Raw genomic sequence first — 21,303 nt, forward strand, 5'->3', positions numbered from 1 at the left:
GAGCCTCAGCCAATGACCATTAACTTAACGCAAGCTTAACCAATACGGTAGCCTTGCCGGGGCGGGGGCGGGGTAGCTTTGCGTTCTTTTTCGCTCTTACCAACTCCTCCAACCAACCGCATGAAATTCCACTTCGTCTGGGCAGCCGCGCTGCTACTCTCTGCCTCCTGCGCCAAGCAAGACCTGAGCCCCGCCACGCCGGCCGCCACCGCCGCCACCGCCGACGTCAGCGCCACGGGCTTCCCCGAAGGCTTCGAGACGGGTACCAAAACCGCCTACACCACCGGCTCGGTCACACTCAGCTCCGGCTCCTGGACCCTGAACGACGCCCTGCTCGGTAACACCACTGCCGACCGCAAAACCGGCAGCCAGTCGGCCCGCATCCGCAACGTGGGCTCCCTCACGATGAACTTCAACACCTCGGCCGGTGCCGGCCTCGTGACGGTGCAGCACGCCGTGTACGGCACTGATGCCGCCTCGCAGTGGGAGCTGTGGGCTAGCCAGAACAGCGGCAGCAGCTACGCCAAAGTAGGCAGCACCATCACCAGCAGCAGCGCCACGCTCAGCACGGCCTCGTTTGCGGTGAACCTGAGCGGCGCGGTGCGCCTGCAGATCCGCAAGACCTCGGGCGGCACCAACCGCATCAGCATCGACAACGTGACGGTGGAGCAGTATGGTGGCACTACCGGCGGCGGCACCACCCCGCCCCCCACCGGCACGAGCAAGAAATTCCTGTTCGATGGCTCGCACGGCGAGCTGGCCGGCAACGCCGACTGGGTGCTGGACGTGAACAGCGGCGTGGCTTCGCGCTACCCCTCGCCCGCGCAGAGCGGCATCACGGCCACCACTTCGGAAACCTTCTGGACCGGCGCCATTTCGGCCTGGGGCGTGGCCCTGGTGAAGCAGGGCCACACCGTGGAGCAGCTGCCCACCGGCGCGGCCATCAGCTACGGCAATGTCGCCAACCCGCAGGACCTGAGCAACTACAGCGTGTTTGTGGTAGATGAGCCGAATATCCTATTCACGGCCGCCGAGAAAACGGCCATTCTGCAGTTCGTGCAGAACGGCGGCGGCCTGTTCATGATTACCGACCACATCATTTCGGACCGCAACAACGACGGCTGGGACTCGCCTGAAATCTGGAACGACCTGATGCAGAACAACTCGGTGAAAGCGAATCCATTCGGCTTCTCCGTCAACTTCGATAACATCGTGGAGAACAGCAGCAACGCCCTCACCACCAGCACCAACCCCATCATGAACGGCTCGCAGGGCCGCGTGTCGCAGCTGTCGTTCCACAACGGCGCTACCATGACGCTCAGCCCCACGGCCAACAGCACGGTGCAGGGTTTGGTGTGGCGCACTTCGGCCACCCAGGGCAATAGCTTGGCCATGGCCGCCAGCAGCACCTTCGGTACGGGCCGCGTGGTGATTATCGGCGACTCGTCGCCGGCCGACGACGGCACCGGCTCGCCCGGCAACACCGTGTACGACGGCTGGAACGAAAACCTGAGCCACGCCCGCCTGCACCTGAACGCCTCGCTGTGGCTGGCCAAGCTGCAGTAGCCCGCTAGCGCCGGCGCCAGCCCGCCCCCTTTTCCGAAGCCCCGCTGCCTGGTTTGCAGGCGGCGGGGCTTTTCGTTTCCGGCGTGCCCGGCCGGCGCGTAGTTACCCTGCGGACTCGTCGAAGCGCTAAAAATCAGTCAACAGGACACCATTTCCGCGCAGTTCAGCATTATCTTCTCCGGACGTTCCGGCCGTAACTTGGCGGCCTTTCCGATCAATTCCCCCTGTGCTCATGATTTCTTCCCGCTTTCTGCCCTTGCTGGCCGGCGTGCTGCTGGCTACGGCGCCCGCCGCCGCCACCCTGGCGGCCCCGGCCGTTACCGAAGCCGCTGCCCCGGCCGCCAAAACCGCCGCCATCCAGCGCATTGACCCCACGTTTTGGTGGGTGGGTATGAAAAACCCCAAGCTGCAGCTGCTGGTGCACGGGCCAGCCATTGCCAGCAGCACCGCCACGCTCAAAGCCTACGAGGGCGTGACACTGGACGGCGTGCAGAAGCTGGAAAGTCCCAACTACCTGCTAATCAACCTCACCATCAGCCCCACGGCCAAGCCCGGCAAGCTGCAGCTGGAGTTTCAGGGCGCGAAAAAAACCACCTTCGCCTACGAGCTGAAGCAGCGCACCACGCCCGGCGACAAGCAGAAGGTGCAGGGCCTCGCGCAACAGGATTTCATCTACTTCCTGATGCCCGACCGGTTCTCGAACGGCGACCCCAAGAACGACTACATCCCTGGCATGCGCGCCCCCAAAGTGGCCCGCGACTCGATGTACGCCCGCCACGGCGGCGACCTGAAGGGCATCGAAAACCACTTCGACTACTTCAAGAGCCTGGGCGTGACGGCCCTGTGGATGACGCCCGTCACGGAAAACGACATGCCCAAGGCCAGCTACCACGGCTACGCCCTCACCGACTACTACAACACCGACCGCCGCTACGGCACGCTGGAAGAGTACAAGCAGTTCGTGGACAAGGCCCACGCCAATGGCCTGAAAGTGGTGCACGACGTGGTGCTCAACCACATGGGCTCCAAAAACTATCTGTTTCTGGACCAGCCCGCCAAAGACTGGTTCAACCAGTGGCCGCAGTTCACGCGCAGCAACTACAACTCGCAGGCCCTCAACGACCCCTACGGCTCCCAGCTGGATTGCAAGCTCTACAACAAAGGCTGGTTTGACACCACCATGCCCGACGTAAACCAGAGCAACCCGCTGGTGGCTACCTACCTGATTCAGAACTTCCTGTGGTGGGTGGAATACACCGGCCTCGACGCTTACCGCATCGACACCTACCCGTATTCCGACCCCAAGTTCCTGATGCAGTGGGGCCAGGCGCTCAACGACGAATTCCCGAACCTGTTCAAGTTTGGCGAGGCCTGGGTGGGCAGCACGGCCCAGCAGGCGTTCTTCGCCCGCAACGTGTTCCAGCCCGTCGATGGGTTCAAGAGCAACCTGGAGTCGGTGTTTGATTTTCAGTCGACGTTTGCCGTGTATGACGCGCTAAAAGGCGACCAGCCCAACATGGCTAAGATATACGACGCGCTGCAGGGCGACTGGATGTATGAGGACGCCACCCGCAACGTCACCTTCCTCGACAACCACGATATGAGCCGCTTCTACTCGGTGATTGGCGAGGACTTCAATAAGTACAAGATGGGCGTGGCCTGGCTGCTCACCACCCGCGGCATTCCGCAGCTCTACTATGGCACCGAGGTGCTGATGAAGAACTTCTCCAACCCCGACGGCCTGGTGCGCGCCGACTTCCCCGGCGGCTTTGCAGGCGACCAGCAGAACTACTTTACGGCCGCCGGCCGCACGGGCCAGGCCGGCGAGGCGTTCAACTACCTCAGCAAGCTCAGCCTCTACCGTAAGGCCCATCCGGTGCTGGCCACCGGCAAGCTCATGCAGTTCATCCCGCAGGACGGCGTATACACCTACTTCCGCTACAACGACCAGGGCGAAACCGTGATGATCCTGCTCAACGGCAACAAAGATGAAAAAACCGTGGACGGCGCGCGGTTTGCGGAACGCACTGGCAGCTTCTCGTCGGGCACGGAAATTTCGACCGGTGCTACTGTCTCGGACCTCAAGAGCTTTAAGGTACCGGGCCGCACGGCTTGGGTAGTAGAGCTGAAAAAGTAGGCCCAGAGCAGTGCATCCGGAACCACGGATGCGCCACCCTGCGTAATACCAACACCCGGTAGTATCTTCAGCCTCAACCTGATAAACGCCATGACCGACCTAACCGACCAAGTAGCCATCGTCACCGGTGCCAGCCGCGGCATTGGCAGAGCCATAGCCCTGCTGCTGGCCATGCAGGGCGCCAAAGTAGTGTGCGTGGCCCGCTCCGCCGAGGAACTGGAGGAAGTGGCCCACAAAACCCAGGGCCTGGCCGTGCCCGCCGACGTATCCGACGCCGACGACGCCCAGCGCGTGGTAGACCAGGCCCTGCGCCACTTCGGCCGCCTCGATATCCTGGTCTGCAATGCCGGCGTGGGCTCGTTTGGGCTCTTGGAACACTTCGATGCCGCCGAGTGGGACCGGATTTTCGACGTGAACGTGAAAGGCACCTTCCTGCTCTGCAAGGCCGCCGTGCCCCACTTCAAGTCGCGCCACAAAGGTCACATCGTGGGCATTACGTCCGACGTGGCCCGGCGCACCTTCGAGAACGGCACCGCTTACGGGGCCAGCAAGTTCGCGCAGGATGCCGTGCTGGCCAGTTTGCGCAAAGAGGTCCGCTCGCACGGCATCAAGGTCAGCACCATCTTCCCCGGCCTCGTCGATACCTACTTCAACGACTCAGTGCCGGGCAGCGCCGACGCCGAGAAAACTCACCTCAAGCCCTCCGACGTAGCCCAGGCCGTGCGCTACGTGCTCGAAGCTCCGGCCCACGTGGTCATCGACGAGCTGATGATTCACCCGCTCACGCAGGAATGGTAGGAAGGGCTCTAAGAACGTCATGCCGAGCGGAGCGAAGCATCTCGCCCGAGTAGTAATCAATGCTATACCAGCGAGATGCTTCGCTCCGCTCGGCATGACGTTCTTAATTACCCAATCACCTATCTTACGCGGTATATGAAGAAAATCCTTCTCCCGGCTGCGGCGGCTGCATTTGCTTTGGCTGCTTTCACTCTTCCTTTCTCGCCTAGCTCTACTCCTGTGTCTGACTCCGTTTCCCTGGCGGACCCCAACACGACCGATGAGGTTCCCCAGGATAATAAAATCGTCATCTATCAGCTGATGACGCGCCTGTTTGGCAACAAAACCGCCCTCAACAAACCCTACGGCACGGCCCAGGAGAATGGCGTGGGCAAGTTCAACGACATCACCGACAAGGCGCTCCAGGAAATCAAGAAGATGGGCGTCAGCCACGTCTGGTACACCGGCGTGATTGAGCACGCCACCATGACCGACTTCACCAAGGCCGGCGGCCCCGGCCCCGACGATGCCGACGTGGTGAAGGGCCGCGCCGGCTCGCCCTACGCCATCAAGGACTACTACGATGTGGCTCCGGACCTGGCCGTGAACGTGAAAACGCGCATGCTGGAGTACGACGCCCTCATCAAGCGTACGCACGCCAACGGCCTGAAGGTGCTCATGGACTTCATCCCGAACCACGTGGCCCGCAGCTACAAGTCGGACGGGAAGCCGGTGGGCGTGGTGGACCTGGGCGCCGTGGACGACAAAACCAAGGCCTTCGCACCCAACAACAACTTCTACTACCTGCCCGGCCAGCCGCTGGTGGTGCCCAAAGCCGGCAACCCGCTGGGCGCGGCCCTGGGCCCGAAGGAAGACGGCAAGTTCCTGGAAAACCCCGCCAAAGCCACCGGCAACGACGTATTCTCGGCCGCTCCGAAGGTAGACGACTGGTACGAAACCGTGAAGCTCAACTACGGCGTGGACTACCAGAACGGCCGCAAGCTGTACCTGCAGCCCGTGCCCGACACCTGGAAGAAGATGCGCGACATCCTGATCTTCTGGGCCCAGAAAGATGTGGACGGCTTCCGCTGCGACATGGCCGAGATGGTGCCCGTGGAGTTCTGGACCTGGGTGATTCCGGAGGTGAAAAAGGTGAAGCCCGACATCATCTTCATTGCCGAAGCCTACACGCCCAAGGAATACAAAACCTACCTCGACAAGGGCCAGTTCGACTTCCTCTACGACAAAGTAGGCCTCTACGACGGCCTGCGCCGCCTCATGACCGGCAACGGCACCACCGACGACATCACGAAGGTGTGGAGCGAGGAAAGCCGCGGCTTCTCGTCGAAGATGCTGCGCTTCCTGGAAAACCACGACGAGCAGCGCATTGCCTCCAAGGACTTCGCCACCGACCCGCGCACCGCCATTCCGGCCATGACCGTGTCGGCCACGCTGGCCTCGGGCCCGGTGATGCTCTACTCGGGGCAGGAGGTGGGCGAGCCGGCCCTGAAGTCGGAAGGCTTCTCGGGCGAGGACGGCCGCACGACCATCTTCGACTACTGGGGCGTGCCGGAGCACCAGAAATGGATGAACGGCGGCAAGTTCGACGGCGGCAAGCTCGACGACAGCCAGAAGCAGCTGCGCGACTTCTACAGCCGCCTGCTCAACCTGGCCAGCTCCAGCGAGGCCATCCGGAAGGGCAAGTTCTACGAGCTGCAGGATGCCAACAACCTAGGCAAAAACTACGACCAGAAGAACGTCTACAGCTACCTGCGCTACACCGACACCCAGCGCCTGCTGATCGTGGTGAACTTCAGCCGCGACAAGACGATGACGCCCACCATTGAGATTCCGCGCGAGGTGCGCCAGCGCATGGGCCTCAACCCCGACATCTTCTGCACCTACACCGACCTGCTCAACAACACGCCGCCCACCGACTTCCTCAACCTCACAATGCCCCCGCTGAGCGCCTACGTGTTCGAAATCAAGCCTAAAAAGTGATGAGGTAAGAACGTCATGCTGAGCTTGCCGAAGCATCTCGCTAGAAGCTAACTGTCATTCCGAACATGTGGCGCATCAAGCCAGGGATGAGGAATCTCGCCAGTGTGGTAACTGATTATGCCACACTGGCGAGATGCTTCGGCTACGCCTCTGCATAACGTTCTTACCTCCTTCACTATCCTCTCCAAAAAACTCCCCCAATTCATTCCCCAATGGCAACCAATGTAGCGGCTGCGCCGAGCATTTCCCGCGAAAAACCCCGCCTGAGCTTCTGGCAAATCTGGAACATGAGCTTCGGCTTCCTGGGCATTCAATTCGGCTTTGCGCTGCAGAATGCCAACGTCAGCCGCATTTTTGAAACCCTGGGTGGTACCGAAATAGCCCTGTACTGGCTGGCGGCCCCGCTCACGGGCATGCTCGTGCAGCCCATCATCGGCTACATGTCGGACCGGACGTGGAGTGTGAAGTGGGGACGGCGGCGGCCGTTTTTCCTGGTGGGCGCCATTCTGGCTTCGTTCTCCCTGCTGACGATGCCCAACGTGTCGGCGCTGTGGATGGCTGTAGGCATGCTCTGGATTATGGACTCCAGCATCAACATCAGCATGGAACCGTTCCGGGCCCTGGTCGGCGACTTGCTGCCGTCGGAGCAGCGCACCACGGGCTTTGCCGCCCAGACCTTCTTTATCGGGGTAGGCGCGGTGGTAGCGTCGTCGTTGCCGTGGATGTTCACCAACTGGTTCGGTATTGCCAACACGGCCCCGGCCGGCCAGATTCCGCCGTCGGTGAAGTACGCATTCTACATCGGGGGCGTCATTTTCTTTCTGGCTGTGCTCTGGACGGTGATGAACACCAAAGAGTATCCGCCCGAAAACATGGCGGAGTTTGAGGAAGAGAAGCGGCGCACGGCCGGCTTCTGGAACGGCATCCGCGAGTCGTTTAGCGGCATCTTCCACATGCCCAAAACCATGGCCCAGCTGGCCATCGTGCAGTTCTTCTCGTGGCTGGCGCTGTTTTCGATGTGGATTTACACTACTCCAGCCGTCACGAGCCACATTTACCACACCACTGACGCCACCTCCAAAATCTACAACGAGGGCGCCGACTGGGTGGGCATCTGTTTCGCCGTGTACAACGGCGTATCGGCTATTGCGGCGCTGCTGCTGCCGGCCATTGCCCGCGCTACCAGCCGCCGCGTCACGCACATGCTGTGCCTGATAGCCGGCGGGCTGGGTTTGATTTCGATTTACTTCATCCAGGACCCCAAGATGCTGCTGCTCTCGATGGTGGGCGTGGGCATTGCCTGGGCATCTATCCTGAGCGTGCCCTACGCCATGCTGGCCGGCGCGCTACCCGCCAACAAAATGGGCTACTACATGGGCGTGTTCAACTTCTTCATTGTGATTCCACAGGTGGTGGCAGGTCTGATTCTGGGCTTCTTCACCAAGTCGGTGTTCGGCGGCGAATCGGTGTACACGCTGGTACTGGGCGGCGTTTCCATGGTCATCTCGGGCCTGCTCACGCTGCGCGTGCAGGACGCCGACGACATCCGGCTGACGGCCAGCTCTACCGACGCCCCCGTCAGCCCCGCCTACGACGCGCCGGCGCAGACCGACCCGCGCGTTTAAGGGAATCTGCCCATAACAAAAAGCCCCGTCTGACTCTTCAGGCGGGGCTTTTTGTTGTGCTTCAGGGTTATGTCATGACAGACAGCGCTGCCTTATGCAAAGTCTGGGATTAGCGGGCCTGCAGCCATGCCTGGGCGGTTTGTTCTTCGGTGAAGGCGCGCACGGCTACCGTGTCCAGCGCGTCGGTGGCCATTTCGTCGGCCAGGCGCTCGTTGAGCAGCTCGGCGTGGTAGGGGGCCACGAGGTAGGCCAGGCGGGGCCGGGTGCCGGGCAGCGCGGCCGCCAGCGAGGCCCGGAAGTTGTGCATCAGCCACCGGAAGTCGGCGGCGTCGGCCAGGCCGCGGCTGCGCAGATCAATCAGCCAGCGGGTCACTTTCTCCTGTTCAGCCTGCTTCAGGGCCAGGGCGTAGCCGTCGCGGTGCTCGGCGGAGGTAGCCGGCCGCGTCCAGCGCAACACCAACTGGCCCAGATCAGGACGGTGGGTGAGAAGCAGGTAATCGAGGTTGGCAATGAGCATAGGGTGGGGGAGAAAGAACCACAAAGGTACGCAGTGCAAAGCCCAAACGTATAGCGCTACGATGAATAGTGCGTGAAGCGCTGGCAGATTTTCAGGCTCCGCCGGCCGTAGGAGCAGCTCCTGCAACAGGACGTTGCATCGGTCCGGCCTTTTTCCGGTTCACTGGCCGGGGCTTTCGGCCACAGGTGGCCGCTGCCGGTGGCTGGCATGGTGGCCCATGCAGCCCCGGCGTTGCGCGGCAGTCTATTGCGCGTATTTTCACGCATCCATTTACCTATTCCCTCCCCCATGACCTTTAAACCGCTTTGGCTGCTGAGCCTGGGCCTGGCCCTGACCGCACAACCAGTGGCTGCCCAGCAAAAAGCTGCGGCCAAACCTGCTGCAGCCTCGGCCACCGGCACCCGCCTCGTGGAGAAAGTGACCCGCAAGGGCTCCGAGCTGGTGATTCCGTACGAGAAGTACGTGCTGCCCAACGGCCTCACGCTGCTCATCCACGAAGACCACTCCGATCCGCTGGCCCATATCGACGTGACCTACCACGTAGGCTCGGCCCGCGAAACGATTGGCAAGTCGGGCTTTGCCCACTTCTTCGAGCACATGATGTTCCAGGGCTCCGACCACGTAGCCGACGAGCAGCACTTCAAGCTTGTGACGTCGTCGGGCGGCACGCTGAATGGCACCACCAACCGCGACCGGACCAACTACTTTGAAACCGTGCCCAGCAATCAGCTGGAAACCGCGCTGTGGCTGGAATCGGACCGCATGGGCTTCCTGCTGGACGCCGTAACGCAGCAGAAGTTTGAGGTGCAGCGCTCCACCGTGAAAAACGAGCGGGGCCAGAACTACGACAACCGCCCTTACGGCCTGGCCAGCGAGAATATCGCCAAAACCCTGTATCCGTACGGCCACCCCTATAGCTGGCTCACCATCGGCTACCTCGAAGACCTGGACCGTTCCAACGTGGACGACCTGAAGAACTTCTTCCTGCGCTGGTACGGCCCCAACAACGCTACCGTAACGGTGGGCGGCGACGTGAAGCCGGCCGAAGTGGTGAAGCTGGTGGAGAAGTACTTCGGCAGCATCAACCGCGGCCCGGCCGTGCAGAACATGAAGCTGCCCGAGCCCGTGCTGACCCAGGACCGCTACGTGAGCTACCAGGACAACGTACGCTTCCCGATGCTGCAGATGGTGTTCCCGACAGTGCCCCAATACCACCCCGACGAGGTGGCCCTGGACGCCCTGGCCGACATCATCGGGGGCGGCAAAACGTCGTTGCTCTACAAGAACCTGATCAAGACCCAGAAGGCCGTGCAGACGCAGGCCTACCACCCCAGCTCCGAGCTGGCTGGCGAGTTCACCATCGTGGCCCTGAGCCTGCCCGGCAAAGGCCTCGACAGCACCGAAGCGGTGGTGCGCAAAACCCTGGCCGAGTTTGAGAAGCGCGGTGTCAGCGACGACGACGTGGCCCGCTTCAAGGCCACGCGCGAGGCCAGCGTGGTAAACGGCCTGGCCAGCGTGAGCGGCAAGGTGAGCCAGCTGGCCGCCTACCAGACCTACGTAGGCAACCCCAACCGCCTGCCCCAGGAGCTGCAGCGCATCCGCAGCCTCACCAAAGCCGACGTGCAGCGCGTGTACAACCAGTATCTGAAGGGCAAGAAAGCCGTGGTGCTGAGCGTGGTGCCGAAAGGCAGCAACGCCCTGGTAGCCAAGGCCGACAACTTCACGGCCAGCAAGGACGGCTACAAAGCCCCCGCTACCGATGAGTACGCCAACCTGAAGTACACCAAGGCCACCGACAACTTCGACCGGGCCACGCAGCCGAAGGGCGGCGCCAACCCCGTAGTGCAGGTGCCGGCCGTATGGCGCACCGATTTCGACAACGGCCTGCGCATCATCGGCAACCGCAACGCCGAGATTCCGACCGTGACCATGCTGCTCAACATCAGCGGCGGCCACCGCCTGGAGCAGCAGAACCCCAATAAGGCCGGCATTGCCTCGCTAACGGCTTCTATGCTGGAAGAAGGCACCCAGAAGTACACCGGCGAGCAGTTTGCCGGCGCCCTGGAGAAGCTGGGCAGCGACGTGCAGACCTACGCCGGCGACGACAACACGACCGTCGTAATCCGCAGCCTCACCAAAAACCTGCCTGCCACGCTGGCGCTGGTAGAGGAAATGCTGCTGCATCCGCGCTTCGACCAGGCTGATTTCGACCGCCTCAAGAAGCAGACGCTGGAAGGCATTGCCAACCAGAGCACGCAGCCCGTGGCCATTGCCAACAACACCTACGCCCGCCTGCTCTACGGCCCCGGCAGCGTGATGAGCGTACCGACCTCGGGCTCGACTACAACCGTGCAGGGCATCACCCTGGACGAGGTGAAGCAGTTCTATCAGCAGAACTACGCGCCCAACGTGAGCTACCTGACGGTGGTAGGCGACGTGGACCAGAAGGACGTGCTGCCGCGCCTGGGCTTCCTGAAAACCTGGGGCCGCAAGGCCGTAGCCGCGCCGGCCAGCCCCACCGCCGAGCAGCCCGACAAGACGCGTATCTACTTCGTGAACAAGGACGGCGCCGCGCAGTCGGAAATCCGGGTGGGCTACCTCACGCCGCTGACGTATGACGCCACCGGCGACTACTACCGCGCCTACCTGGCCAACTACATCCTGGGCGGCGCCTTCAACTCGCGCATCAACCTGAACCTGCGCGAAGACAAAGGCTACACCTACGGCGCCCGCTCGGGCTTCCAGGGCAGCCGCTTCGTGGGCCCCTACACGGCCCAGGCCGGCGTGCGCGCCGATGCCACGGCGGCTTCGGTAAAGGAGTTCGTGAAGGAAATCAAGAACTACCGCGACGGCGCCACCGACGAGGAGCTGCAGTTCCTGCAGGCCTCGGTGGGCCAGAGCGACGCCCTCAAGTATGAAACCGGCCAGCAGAAAGCCGCCTTCCTGGGCCGCCTGCTGGAGTACGACCTGCCCACCAACTACGTGAGCAAGCAGAGCGAAATCCTGAAGGCCCTGAAGAAGGAAGACCTGCAGGCCAGCGCCCAGAAGTACCTGCCCATCGACCAGATGTACATCGTGGTAGTCGGCGACCGGGCCAAGGCTTTCCCGGGCCTCTCGGAGCTGGGCTACGAAGTGGTGGAGCTGGACCTGAACGGCAGCCGCGTGGCGGCGCCTGCAGCCCCGGCCGCTCCGGCCGCCGCGGCACCCGTAACCGGTGCGCCTGCGCCTGCTGGCGAGAAGGTGAAAATGGTGAAGAAAGACAAAGAGGGCAAAGAGAAGCGCAAGCAGAAAACCAACGCCGACGGCACCGCCGGCAAAGGCGAATAGCGCCTCCTTTTTCCAGTGTAAAAAGCCCGATTCCGGCTGGAATCGGGCTTTTTTTATTATTTCCTGGCATCGGGAACTTCCCGAAGCGGCAGCGGGTTGACGCGGGCCTGCAGGCCCTACCTTCGCCAACTTCTATGACCTCGATTTCTCCGCCTAATCATCTGCATACCCTCGACGAGCAGGATGCTGTGCAACAACGCTACCTGCGCCGCATCACTCCGATAGTGGGCTATATCGTACTGCTGTTGCTGCTGCTCTATGTGCTGTATAGTAGTCAGGTGCCGTTTCCGGTATCCAAAAGAAAGTCTGTCAAGAAGCCCTGGTACATCAGCCAGGGCTTTTTTTATGCCTGATGCTGCCTGCCGGTCCGACGGCTACCGCCTTCCGACCGAGACGTGTGGGCCACTGCTTCCGGAACCGGCTCGCACCAAACCCGGTTGTATCGCCGGTGGGCGTGCAGCCCACGCCGCTTAATCGTATCTTTCCCCGGAGGCCATTAGCGGCCGTTGGATATGCCTGTGTCGCAAGAATCGTCTGCTACTACATCTGCGTTGCGTGAAGTGCTGGCCCGGTTGGAGGCCTTCAAGCGCAAATTCTACCTGAGCCTACTAGTGCGTGGGGCCTTGGTAGCGGGCGCGCTGCTGCTGAGCCTGTTTCTGGTGCTCAACCTGCTCGAATATTTCCTGTACCTGCCCACCTGGGTGCGGGGCGGGCTGCTGTTCGGGTTTCTGGGGCTGGTGGCCTACACGTTCATGCGCTGGATCTGGCAGCCGCTGGCCGCCCTCACCAACCTGCGCCGCCTGCTGAGCGATGAGCAAGCCGCCCAGCGCGTCGGGGAGCTGTTCCCGGACGTGCAGGACAAGCTGCTGAACGCACTACAGCTCCAGGACCAGGCCAAAGGCAACGCCCTGATTGCGGCCAGCTTGGAGCAGCGCGCCGGCCAGCTGGCGGGCGTGCAGTTCGAAAACGGCATCAACATCCGGCAGCAAACCCGGCCCTTGTGGAAGTTTGTGGCCGTGCCGGCCCTCGTGATTATGGCCGTGTTGCTGGTGTATCCGGCGTTTTTCGTGCAGGGCACGGCCCGTATTCTCAACTACCGCCAGAAGTATGCGCCGCCGGCGCCGTTCCGGTTCATCATCGAAAACAAGGCCCTTACCGCTTTCAAAGGCGAAGATTTCAAGCTGCAGGTAGCGGTGGAAGGCGAGGCGCTGCCCAACGACGTCACGATTGAGTACGGCGGCCGGGAACGGCACTTGGTGCAGGACCGGCCTGGCCACTTCAGCTACCAGTTTCAGCAGCTGCAGCAGGACGTAGCGTTTCAGCTCACCGCCGCCGACGTCACCTCAGCCGACTACGACCTGCGCCTGCGCCAGCGCCCCAATCTGCGCGACTTTCAGGTGGATGTAACCTACCCGGCTTACTTGGGCAAGCCCGCCGAAACCATCCGCAACACCGGCAACCTCACCGTGCCCGAGGGCAGCACCGTGCGCTGGCGCTTCGCCACGCTGGCCACTGAGCAGCTGCAGTTGCTGTTCCGGAACCCCGACGTGACGCTGACCGCCGCCCGCAACGAGGATGACTTTACGGCTACGCGGGTGGTGAGCCGCACCCAGAACTACGCCGTGCGTTTGCGCAACCCTGCCAGCCTCAACCGCGACCCAATTGAGTACCAGCTCACGGCCATTGCCGACCAGGGCCCGGAAATCAGCTTGGAATCCTTCCCCGACACCACCTCGCTACGCTACCTGGCCTTGGGCGGCAACCTGCGCGACGACTACGGCCTCTCGCGGTTGCAGCTGCATTACCGCCTCACCAGCAAAGCGCGGCCCAACGCCGCGTTTCAGGCGCGGGCGCTGCCGCTGGCCCGTGGGCCGGTGCAGGCCTACGCCTACCAGTGGGATTTGCGCCCGCTGAAAATGCAGCCCGGCGACCGGCTGGAATACTTCGTGCAGGTCTGGGACAACGACGGCGTGCACGGCCCCAAGTCGGCGCGCACGCGGGCGGCGGAGTTCCGGCTGCCTAGCCGCACCGAGCTGCGCGAGCAGCTGAACTCGCAGGCCGAGTCGGTGCAGAGCCAGCTGAGCAAGGCCAGCGAGCAAAGTAAGAAGCTGGAGCGCGAGCTGGCCAAAAGCCAGGACAAGCTCAAGACCAAGCGCGACCTGAACTTCCAGGACCGCAAGCAGCTGCAGGACATGCTGGAGCAAAAGCAGCAGATGGACCAGCAGATGCAGGACATGAAGAAGCTGTTTGATGAGCTGACGCAGAAGCAGGACGAGCTGGACCCCAAAAGCCAGGAGCTGGCCGAGAAGGCCCAGGAGCTGCAGAAGCTGATGGAAAGCCTGCTCGACCCGGAAACCAAGAAACTCTACGACGAGCTGCAGAAGCTGCTGGAAAAGCAGCAGGATATGACCCAGCCGGACATGCAGAAACTATTGCAGCAGCTCGAAAACAAGGAAAATACTTTGCAGAAAGAGTTGGAGCGCGCCCTCGAGATGTTCAAGCAGCTGCAGTTTGAGCAGAAGCAGGAAGCCGCCCTCGACAAGCTGGAGCAGCTGGCCAAAGACGAGCAGAAGCTGGCCGACGACACCCAGAAAAACGACAAGCAGGACCCCGACAACAAGCAGTCGAACGAGCAGCAGAAGGCCAAAAACGACCAACTGCAGAAGGAGCAGCAGCAGAAACAGCAGGACTTCAACGAGCTGAAGAAAGACCTGCAGGACCTCAAGAAGATGGACGACCAGCTCGGCAACGAAAACGGCGCCGACGAAATGAAGCCCGAGCAGGAGCAGGTAGACGAGCAGATGCAGGACGGCGAGCAGCAGCTGGGCAAAAACCAGAACCAGAAAGCCAGCCAGAGCCAAAAGCAGGCCGCCCAGAAGATGCAGCAGATGGCCCAGAAGATGAAGCAGCAGATGAGCGAGGAAGAGCAGGACCAGCAGCAGGAAAACATCGACGACCTGCGCGACATCCTCGAAAACCTGCTCAAGCTCAGCTTCGACCAGGAAGGCCTGGCCAAGGATTTCCGCCGCGTGGATCAGAGCGACCCGCGCTTCGTGCAGCTCGGCCAGACCCAGCGCAAACTCAAGGACGACGCCCGCGTGGTGCAGGACTCCTTGTATGCCCTGGCCAAGCGCGTGTTTCAGCTGCAGAGCTTCGTGACGCGCGAAGTGGGCGAGATGAACGGCCGCATGGACGAAAGCCTCGACCACATCCGGCAGCGCGACGTGGGCCGCGCCACCGCCACCCAGCAACAGGCCATGACCAGCATGAACAACTTGGCCCTGATGCTCAATTCGGCGCTGCAGCAGATGCAGCAGGAGCAGCGCGACAGCCAGAGCCAGCAGCAGCAGCAGGGGGGAGGCAAGCCCGGCAAAAAGAAGAAAAAAGGTAGCAGCCCCGGCGAAGGCCAGCTCGGCAAAATGCAGCAGCAGCTCAACCAGCAGATTCAGCAATTGCAGCAGAGCGGCAAGACCGGCCGCGCCCTTTCCGAGGACCTAGCCAAGCTGGCCGCCCAGCAGCAGATGCTGCGCCAGGCCCTGCAGGAGCTGGAAAAGCAGCAGAAAGGCGGCAAACCCGGCCAGAAAGACGGCAAAGGGGAGCTCGGCGGTGGCGGCACCGGCGAGGCGAAAAAATTAATGGAACAAACCGAAACCGACCTCGTAAACAAGCGGCTGACGGAGCAGACTGTTATGCGTCAGCGTCAAATCCTTACCCGGTTGCTGGAGGCCGAAAAATCGGCCCGGGAGCGGGACCAGGAAGAGAAGCGCGAAGCCCAGACTGCCCAGAACCGCCCACCCGTATTTCCGCCCGCCTTCAACCAGTACAAGCGCCAGAAAGACCGCCAAACTGAGCTGCTCCGCACCGTGCCGCCAGCCCTCACGCCCTACTATCAGCGGGAGGTAAGTGAATATTTTCAGAAAATGAAATAGCGACTCGCTAAGTTTGCGCCCCGCCGCCCCCTCACTACTACCTAATGAAGCAAGTTAAAATCCAGATTCCTTCCCTCGTTGAGAACATTCGCGTAGTGGAAAGCTTTATCGACAATTCGAAAGACGCCTTCCACATCGAGGACGACATCTATGGCAATATCATGGTGGCTGTCACGGAGGCGGTCAATAATGCTATTCGCCACGGCAACAAATTCGATAAGGACAAGAACGTCTACCTGTCGCTGTACGCTGATCAGGACAAGGTGCGCTTCGAGGTGGAGGACGAGGGCCAGGGCTTCGACTACACCAACCTGATTGACCCCACGGCTCCCGAAAACCTGGAAAACCCCGGTGGCCGCGGCATATTCCTGATCCGCCACCTCGCCGACGAGGTGGAGTTCCAGAAAGACGGCCGCAACGTGCAGCTCACCTTCTTACTGCCCGTGCCTTCTACCGATTCCGACTCGGCCGTCAACGGCGCCGAACTACATTCCCACTAATCAGCCTGCCGCGGCGATGAGCGACCTGCCAACCCAGCACGATGACCAGGACGACGATGATTTCGGGCCCAACGAGGGCGCGGGCATTGAGTTTTTGGTCGAGGATGTCGATTTTAAAGTTGCTGATGCCGAGGAGCTGACCTCCTGGATTGAGCGGGTAGCCGAGGTACACGAGTACGAAATCGTGCAGCTCACCTACATCTTCTGCTCCGACGAGTACTTGCACAAAGTAAACGTGGAGTACCTCGACCACGACACCTACACCGACGTCATCACCTTCGACAACGCCGACGACGCCGACATCATCGAGGGCGACATCTTCATTTCGGTGGACCGGGTGCGCGAAAACGCCGTCACCCACGGCGTCACTTTCCGCGACGAGCTGCACCGCGTCATGATTCACGGTGTGCTACACCTGCTCGGCTACGCCGACAAGGACCTGCTCAGCCAGACCGCCATGCGCAAAAAGGAAGACGACTGCCTGCTGCTGCGCACGTTCTAAACTGCGCTGCTCTCATAGATTGAAACGCCCGCCATTTGGTGGGCGTTTTTTGTTGAACGGTGTAGAGACGCAATATTTTGCGTCTCGTCGTTGCTGACATCTAACGACCGGAACTACGCTGTCTTGTCTAAACAAAGTCAGCAACGGTGAGACGCAAAATATTGCGTCTCTACATTGTGCAACGTCATACTCGGCTTCGCTCAGCATGACGTTCTTTGTATTCTGACTATCCTGGCTGCCCGCTATGTCCGCTACCCCGCAACCTATCCGCATTGTTCCCGGCCCGGCGCTGGATTACTACCTGGGCCAGGGCTACTACCGGATGCACCAGGACCTGTTTACCTGCCGGTTTTTGCCCATCGAGGGCGAGTTATACACGGTGCACTGGCTACGGCTGGAGCTGGCCCGCGTGCACTACGGCCCCGAGCAGCGCCGCCTGCTGCGCCTGGCGGAGCGCTTTACCATCCGGCGGCGCCCGTTCCAGCTTACTACTGAGCTGGAAGAGCTGTACGCGGCTTACCGCGCGTCCATCACCTTCGATGCGCCGCCCACGGTGGAGGCGTTTCTGCTGGCCGGCGCCACCCACAACGTGTTCAGCACGGAGGTACTGGAAATCCGGGACGGGGCGCGGCTGGTAGCGGCGGGCATCTTCGATAACGGGGCCCGCACCCTGGCCGGCATCATGAACTTCTACCACCCGGAGTACCGCAAGTTCAGTTTGGGCAAGGTGCTGATGCTGCTGAAGCTGGAGCACGCCCGCGCCCTGGGCCACCACTACTATTACCCCGGCTACGTGGTCCACAACTACCCCAAGTTCGACTACAAGCTGTTCCCGTGCCCAACCGCTACGGAAGTATTCAACTGCCTGACCGGGCAGTGGCTGCCGTTTTCCTGGCCGGAAGTACACCGGCAATCGGCTGATTTGCTGGCCGATTGGAACGAAGACGACTTCGCGCCCACCGACGAGGCTTGAAGCCCCGGACCGCGCAAAAACGCGCCGTACTGCGTATCTTTGCGCACGTTTTGAGCGTGTTGCGGTTTATTTCCAGTCTTCGCGCAACAGATGAAGCGCCCGCCCTGGCGCGGGTGCTGCCGGCTGCACCGCCAGGCTCCAGCCTGGTGAATCATTGCCTGACGTTGAACGCGCCACACCGCATCTGGTGTTGAGTTCACGCCTTATGCCTCGCCAAGCTGGAGCTTGGCGCTACTTCCTTTCGCCATGCAGCAAGAAGAATACGATGTCATTGTAGTAGGAGCCGGCCACGCCGGCTGCGAGGCCGCCGCCGCGGCCGCCAACATGGGCTCAAAGGTCCTGCTGGTGACGATGAATATGAACACCATCGCGCAGATGTCGTGCAACCCGGCCATGGGCGGGGTAGCCAAGGGCCAGATTGTGCGCGAGGTGGACGCGCTGGGCGGCCAGTCGGGCCTTATCACCGACAAAACTATGATTCAGTTCCGGATGCTGAACCGCTCGAAAGGCCCCGCCATGTGGAGCCCCCGGGCGCAGTCGGACCGCATGCGCTTTGCCGAGGAGTGGCGCATGACGCTGGAGCAGACCCCCAATGTGGACTTCTGGCAGGAAGCCGTCATGGGCCTCGTGGTGGAAGAGGGCGTGTGCGTGGGCGTGAAAACCCAGCTCGGCATCGAGTTCCGGGGTAAGTCGGTGGTGCTTACCAACGGCACGTTCCTGAACGGCCTAATCCACATCGGCGAAAAGCAGTTCGGTGGCGGCCGGGCGGCTGAGAAGGGGAGCACCGGCATCACGGAACAGCTGATTGAGCTGGGCTTTGAGGCGGGCCGCATGAAAACCGGCACCCCACCCCGCGTGGACGGCCGCTCGCTCGACTACAGCAAAATGGAGGAGCAGGCCGGCGACGCCGAGCCGAGCAAGTTCAGCTACCTCGACACGCCCGCCCTGCGCAACCAGCGCCCGTGCTACATCACCTACACCAACCCCGAGGTCCACGAAATCCTGAAGGAAGGCTTCGAGAAGTCGCCTATGTTCCAGGGCCGCATCAAGGGCCTGGGGCCGCGCTACTGCCCATCGGTGGAGGACAAAATCAACCGCTTCGCCGACAAGGACCGCCACCAGATTTTCGTAGAGCCGGAAGGTTGGTCTACGGTAGAGGTGTACGTGAACGGCTTTTCGAGCAGCCTGCCCGAGGACGTGCAGTACCGCGCCCTGCGTAAGATTGCCGGCTTCGAAAACGCCAAGATGTTCCGGCCCGGCTACGCCATCGAGTACGACTTCTTCCCGCCGACCCAGCTCCAGCTCACCCTGGAAACCAAGCGGATCCAGAACCTGTACTTCGCGGGCCAGATCAACGGTACCACGGGCTACGAGGAGGCCGCCTGCCAGGGCCTGATGGCCGGCATCAACGCCCATAACAAAGTCCACGGTAAAGCCCCCTTCGTGCTCAAGCGGAGTGAGGCGTACATCGGTGTGCTCATCGACGACCTCGTCAACAAAGGCACCGACGAGCCCTACCGCATGTTCACGAGCCGCGCCGAGCACCGCCTGCTGCTGCGCCAGGACAACGCCGACCTGCGCCTCACGCCCCTGGGCTACGAGTTGGGGCTGGCCTCGGAGGAGCGCATGCAGCTGGTGCGCGAAAAGGAGCAACAGACCAAGGAAGTAGCCAAGCTGCTGAAGAATTTCGGCATCGAGGCCCAAGACATCAACCCCTGGCTCACAGAAATCGGCTCGGCCGTTATCAGCGAGAAAACCCGCGCCGTGAACCTGCTGCGCCGCCCCGGCATTGAGTTGCCGGCCCTGGCCCGCGTGCTGCCCGAACTCACGCTAGCCCTGGCCCCGTACCGCCCCGACGCGCTGGAGCAGGCCGAAATTCTGGTCAAGTACGAGGCCTATCTGGAGAAGGAGCACCAGCAGGCCGCCCGCGTGCAGGAGCTGGAAAACTTCGTGATTCAGGGCCGCCTCGACTACACCGCCATGCCCGCCCTCTCGCACGAAGCCCGCGAGAAGCTGCTCAAGGTTCAGCCCGAAACCCTGGGTCAGGCCAGCCGCATCAGCGGTGTTTCGCCGGCCGACGTGTCGGTGTTGATGGTGTATTTGGGGCGGTAGTTATTGTCATCCTGAGCGGAGCGAAGGACTTTGTTACGTCAGCACGACGAAAGAACGACTCGTTCCAATGTGATAAGGTCCTTCGCTCCGCTCAGGATGACAGAAGCACAAAACCAAACCGGCCGCCGTTTCTTTCCGAAACGGCGGCCGGTTTGGTTTTGTACCTTCGCCTTGCGGCTGGCTTCTCTGCGCAGGCTGGTCGTCGCAATCAGCGAAATCAACATAATCAGCGAGCATCTGTGATTTACGAGCGTTTGGAGAAGTGCCCGGTTTGCGGCAAAACGGAGTTTCGCAACAAGCTGGTGGTCGAGGACAAATCCGTCAGCAAGGAGAGTTTCGCCATTCAGCAGTGCGAGGCGTGCTCGTTCCAGTTTACAAACCCCCGGCCCGACGCCGCCCACATCGGCCGCTACTACGAGTCCGACGAGTACGTGTCGCATAACAGTGGGGCAGGAGGGGTGATTAACCAGGCCTACAAAGTGGCGCGCTTCTTCACGATGCGCCGCAAGGTGGGCCTGCTCAACAAGCTGGCGCCCCGCAAAGGCCGCCTCTTCGACTACGGCTGCGGCACGGGTCACTTTCTGGCCGCCGCCAAGGCCGATGGCTGGCAGGTGGCCGGCTGGGAGCCCAACGCCCGCGCCCGCGAGGAAGCCACCGAGCGGGTCGGGCAGCCGGTGGGCACCGAAAGCCTGGTCACGTATCAGGCGGGTTCGTTCGATGCCATTACGCTCTGGCACGTACTGGAACACGTTCATAGCCTGAACGAAACCCTCACCCAGCTCATCAGCTTGTTGAAGGCCGACGGCGTGCTGCTGATTGCGGTGCCCAACGTGGATAGCCTCGACGCCCAGCACTACCGCCAGGACTGGGCCGCCTACGACGTACCGCGCCACCTCTACCATTTCAGCCCCAAAACCATGACCCAGCTGCTCAAAAAGCACAAGATGCAGGTGATGGAAACGCTGCCGATGGCCCTGGATGCCTACTACGTGAGCATGCTCAGCGAGAAGCACCGCGCCGAGCGCAATGGCGGCATGCTGGCCGTGCTCAAGGCGGGCTACAAGTCCAACCAGTACGCCGAGCAGCACGAGGGGCAGTATTCGAGCCTGATTTACGTAGCCACCAAACGCTGAGCTGATGCGCACGCCGGCGGCTCTGGTACTCGGACTCCTGCTGGCCGCCGGGCCTTTGCCCGGCCGGACCGGCAGGGTAGGGGAGGGGCTACCGCGCTGGCATTCAGCTAGTGCCCCTCAGCCGCTGCCGGCGCATACGGCCCGGCCCCGGTCCGGCGTTAGGATAGCCTCGTATACGCCCGATACCACCCGCCGCCCCTTGGC

The 21,303-nt window shown here is 61.8% G+C and carries 14 protein-coding genes; 13 read left to right on the forward strand and 1 reads right to left on the reverse strand.

Annotated features, from left to right (window positions below; all coding sequences use genetic code 11):
- The first annotated feature begins 120 nt into the window (after positions 1–120).
- The 5 genes from O3303_RS15095 (at position 121) to O3303_RS15115 (ending at position 8,106) form a co-directional block, all read left to right on the forward strand.
- A complete protein-coding gene (locus tag O3303_RS15095) occupies positions 121–1,566 on the forward strand; it encodes a hydrolase (RefSeq protein ID WP_269559220.1) in 1,446 nt (481 codons plus the stop codon).
- Between the two features lie 232 nt (positions 1,567–1,798).
- Complete coding sequence (locus O3303_RS15100; protein WP_269559221.1) at positions 1,799–3,703, forward strand: glycoside hydrolase family 13 protein; 1,905 nt, start codon at positions 1,799–1,801, stop codon at positions 3,701–3,703.
- Positions 3,704–3,793: 90 nt separating this feature from the next.
- Positions 3,794–4,501: an SDR family oxidoreductase gene (locus O3303_RS15105; RefSeq protein ID WP_269559222.1), complete on the forward strand. Its 708-nt coding sequence runs from the start codon at positions 3,794–3,796 to the stop codon at positions 4,499–4,501.
- A 219-nt stretch (positions 4,502–4,720) separates the two neighbouring features.
- The gene (locus tag O3303_RS15110; RefSeq protein ID WP_434086402.1) at positions 4,721–6,481 is read left to right on the forward strand and encodes an alpha-amylase family glycosyl hydrolase; all 1,761 of its coding nucleotides are present in this window, start codon (positions 4,721–4,723) and stop codon (positions 6,479–6,481) included.
- A 212-nt stretch (positions 6,482–6,693) separates the two neighbouring features.
- Complete coding sequence (locus O3303_RS15115) at positions 6,694–8,106, forward strand: MFS transporter (protein WP_269559224.1); 1,413 nt, start codon at positions 6,694–6,696, stop codon at positions 8,104–8,106.
- A 109-nt stretch (positions 8,107–8,215) separates the two neighbouring features.
- On the opposite strand, the gene O3303_RS15120 is transcribed toward O3303_RS15115, so the two are convergent.
- Entirely contained in the window at positions 8,216–8,623 is a 408-nt protein-coding gene (locus tag O3303_RS15120; RefSeq protein WP_269559225.1) for a hypothetical protein, read from the reverse strand.
- A gap of 288 nt (positions 8,624–8,911) precedes the next feature.
- Here O3303_RS15120 and O3303_RS15125 point away from each other — a divergent pair, with 288 nt between their 5' ends.
- From O3303_RS15125 to O3303_RS15160, 8 genes are all read left to right on the forward strand, one after another.
- Positions 8,912–11,950, forward strand: coding sequence for a M16 family metallopeptidase (locus O3303_RS15125; RefSeq protein WP_269559226.1), 3,039 nt, complete (start codon positions 8,912–8,914; stop codon positions 11,948–11,950).
- Positions 11,951–12,084: 134 nt separating this feature from the next.
- Complete coding sequence (locus O3303_RS15130; RefSeq protein ID WP_269559227.1) at positions 12,085–12,303, forward strand: hypothetical protein; 219 nt, start codon at positions 12,085–12,087, stop codon at positions 12,301–12,303.
- Positions 12,304–12,462: 159 nt separating this feature from the next.
- Positions 12,463–15,879 carry a DUF4175 family protein gene (locus O3303_RS15135; protein ID WP_269559228.1) on the forward strand — a complete coding sequence of 1,139 codons (3,417 nt, stop codon included), beginning with the start codon at positions 12,463–12,465 and terminating at the stop codon, positions 15,877–15,879.
- Between the two features lie 44 nt (positions 15,880–15,923).
- Positions 15,924–16,379, forward strand: coding sequence for an ATP-binding protein (locus O3303_RS15140; RefSeq protein ID WP_269559229.1), 456 nt, complete (start codon positions 15,924–15,926; stop codon positions 16,377–16,379).
- Between the two features lie 16 nt (positions 16,380–16,395).
- A complete protein-coding gene (gene ybeY / locus O3303_RS15145) occupies positions 16,396–16,881 on the forward strand; it encodes an rRNA maturation RNase YbeY (RefSeq protein ID WP_269559230.1) in 486 nt (161 codons plus the stop codon).
- Positions 16,882–17,125: 244 nt separating this feature from the next.
- Positions 17,126–17,854 carry a GNAT family N-acetyltransferase gene (locus tag O3303_RS15150; RefSeq protein WP_269559231.1) on the forward strand — a complete coding sequence of 243 codons (729 nt, stop codon included), beginning with the start codon at positions 17,126–17,128 and terminating at the stop codon, positions 17,852–17,854.
- Positions 17,855–18,100: 246 nt separating this feature from the next.
- Entirely contained in the window at positions 18,101–19,966 is a 1,866-nt protein-coding gene (mnmG, locus tag O3303_RS15155; protein ID WP_269559232.1) for a tRNA uridine-5-carboxymethylaminomethyl(34) synthesis enzyme MnmG, read from the forward strand.
- A gap of 239 nt (positions 19,967–20,205) precedes the next feature.
- Positions 20,206–21,099, forward strand: coding sequence for a class I SAM-dependent methyltransferase (locus O3303_RS15160; RefSeq protein WP_269559233.1), 894 nt, complete (start codon positions 20,206–20,208; stop codon positions 21,097–21,099).
- Positions 21,100–21,303: the final 204 nt, after the last annotated feature.

The sequence above is a fragment of the Hymenobacter canadensis genome, assembly GCF_027359925.1.
Classification (GTDB): Bacteria; Bacteroidota; Bacteroidia; order Cytophagales; family Hymenobacteraceae; genus Hymenobacter; species Hymenobacter canadensis.

Excerpts from the sequence above, each read along its gene's own strand:
- O3303_RS15095 (WP_269559220.1), top strand. The coding sequence starts at position 121 with ATGAAATTCCACTTCGTCTGGGCAGCCGCGCTGCTACTCTCTGCCTCC.
- O3303_RS15100 (WP_269559221.1), top strand. The coding sequence starts at position 1,799 with ATGATTTCTTCCCGCTTTCTGCCCTTGCTGGCCGGCGTGCTGCTGGCT.
- O3303_RS15105 (WP_269559222.1), top strand. The coding sequence starts at position 3,794 with ATGACCGACCTAACCGACCAAGTAGCCATCGTCACCGGTGCCAGCCGC.
- O3303_RS15115 (WP_269559224.1), top strand. The coding sequence starts at position 6,694 with ATGGCAACCAATGTAGCGGCTGCGCCGAGCATTTCCCGCGAAAAACCC.
- O3303_RS15120 (WP_269559225.1), bottom strand. The coding sequence starts at position 8,623 with ATGCTCATTGCCAACCTCGATTACCTGCTTCTCACCCACCGTCCTGAT.
- O3303_RS15125 (WP_269559226.1), top strand. The coding sequence starts at position 8,912 with ATGACCTTTAAACCGCTTTGGCTGCTGAGCCTGGGCCTGGCCCTGACC.
- O3303_RS15130 (WP_269559227.1), top strand. The coding sequence starts at position 12,085 with ATGACCTCGATTTCTCCGCCTAATCATCTGCATACCCTCGACGAGCAG.
- O3303_RS15135 (WP_269559228.1), top strand. The coding sequence starts at position 12,463 with ATGCCTGTGTCGCAAGAATCGTCTGCTACTACATCTGCGTTGCGTGAA.
- O3303_RS15140 (WP_269559229.1), top strand. The coding sequence starts at position 15,924 with ATGAAGCAAGTTAAAATCCAGATTCCTTCCCTCGTTGAGAACATTCGC.
- ybeY (WP_269559230.1), top strand. The coding sequence starts at position 16,396 with ATGAGCGACCTGCCAACCCAGCACGATGACCAGGACGACGATGATTTC.
- O3303_RS15150 (WP_269559231.1), top strand. The coding sequence starts at position 17,126 with ATGTCCGCTACCCCGCAACCTATCCGCATTGTTCCCGGCCCGGCGCTG.
- mnmG (WP_269559232.1), top strand. The coding sequence starts at position 18,101 with ATGCAGCAAGAAGAATACGATGTCATTGTAGTAGGAGCCGGCCACGCC.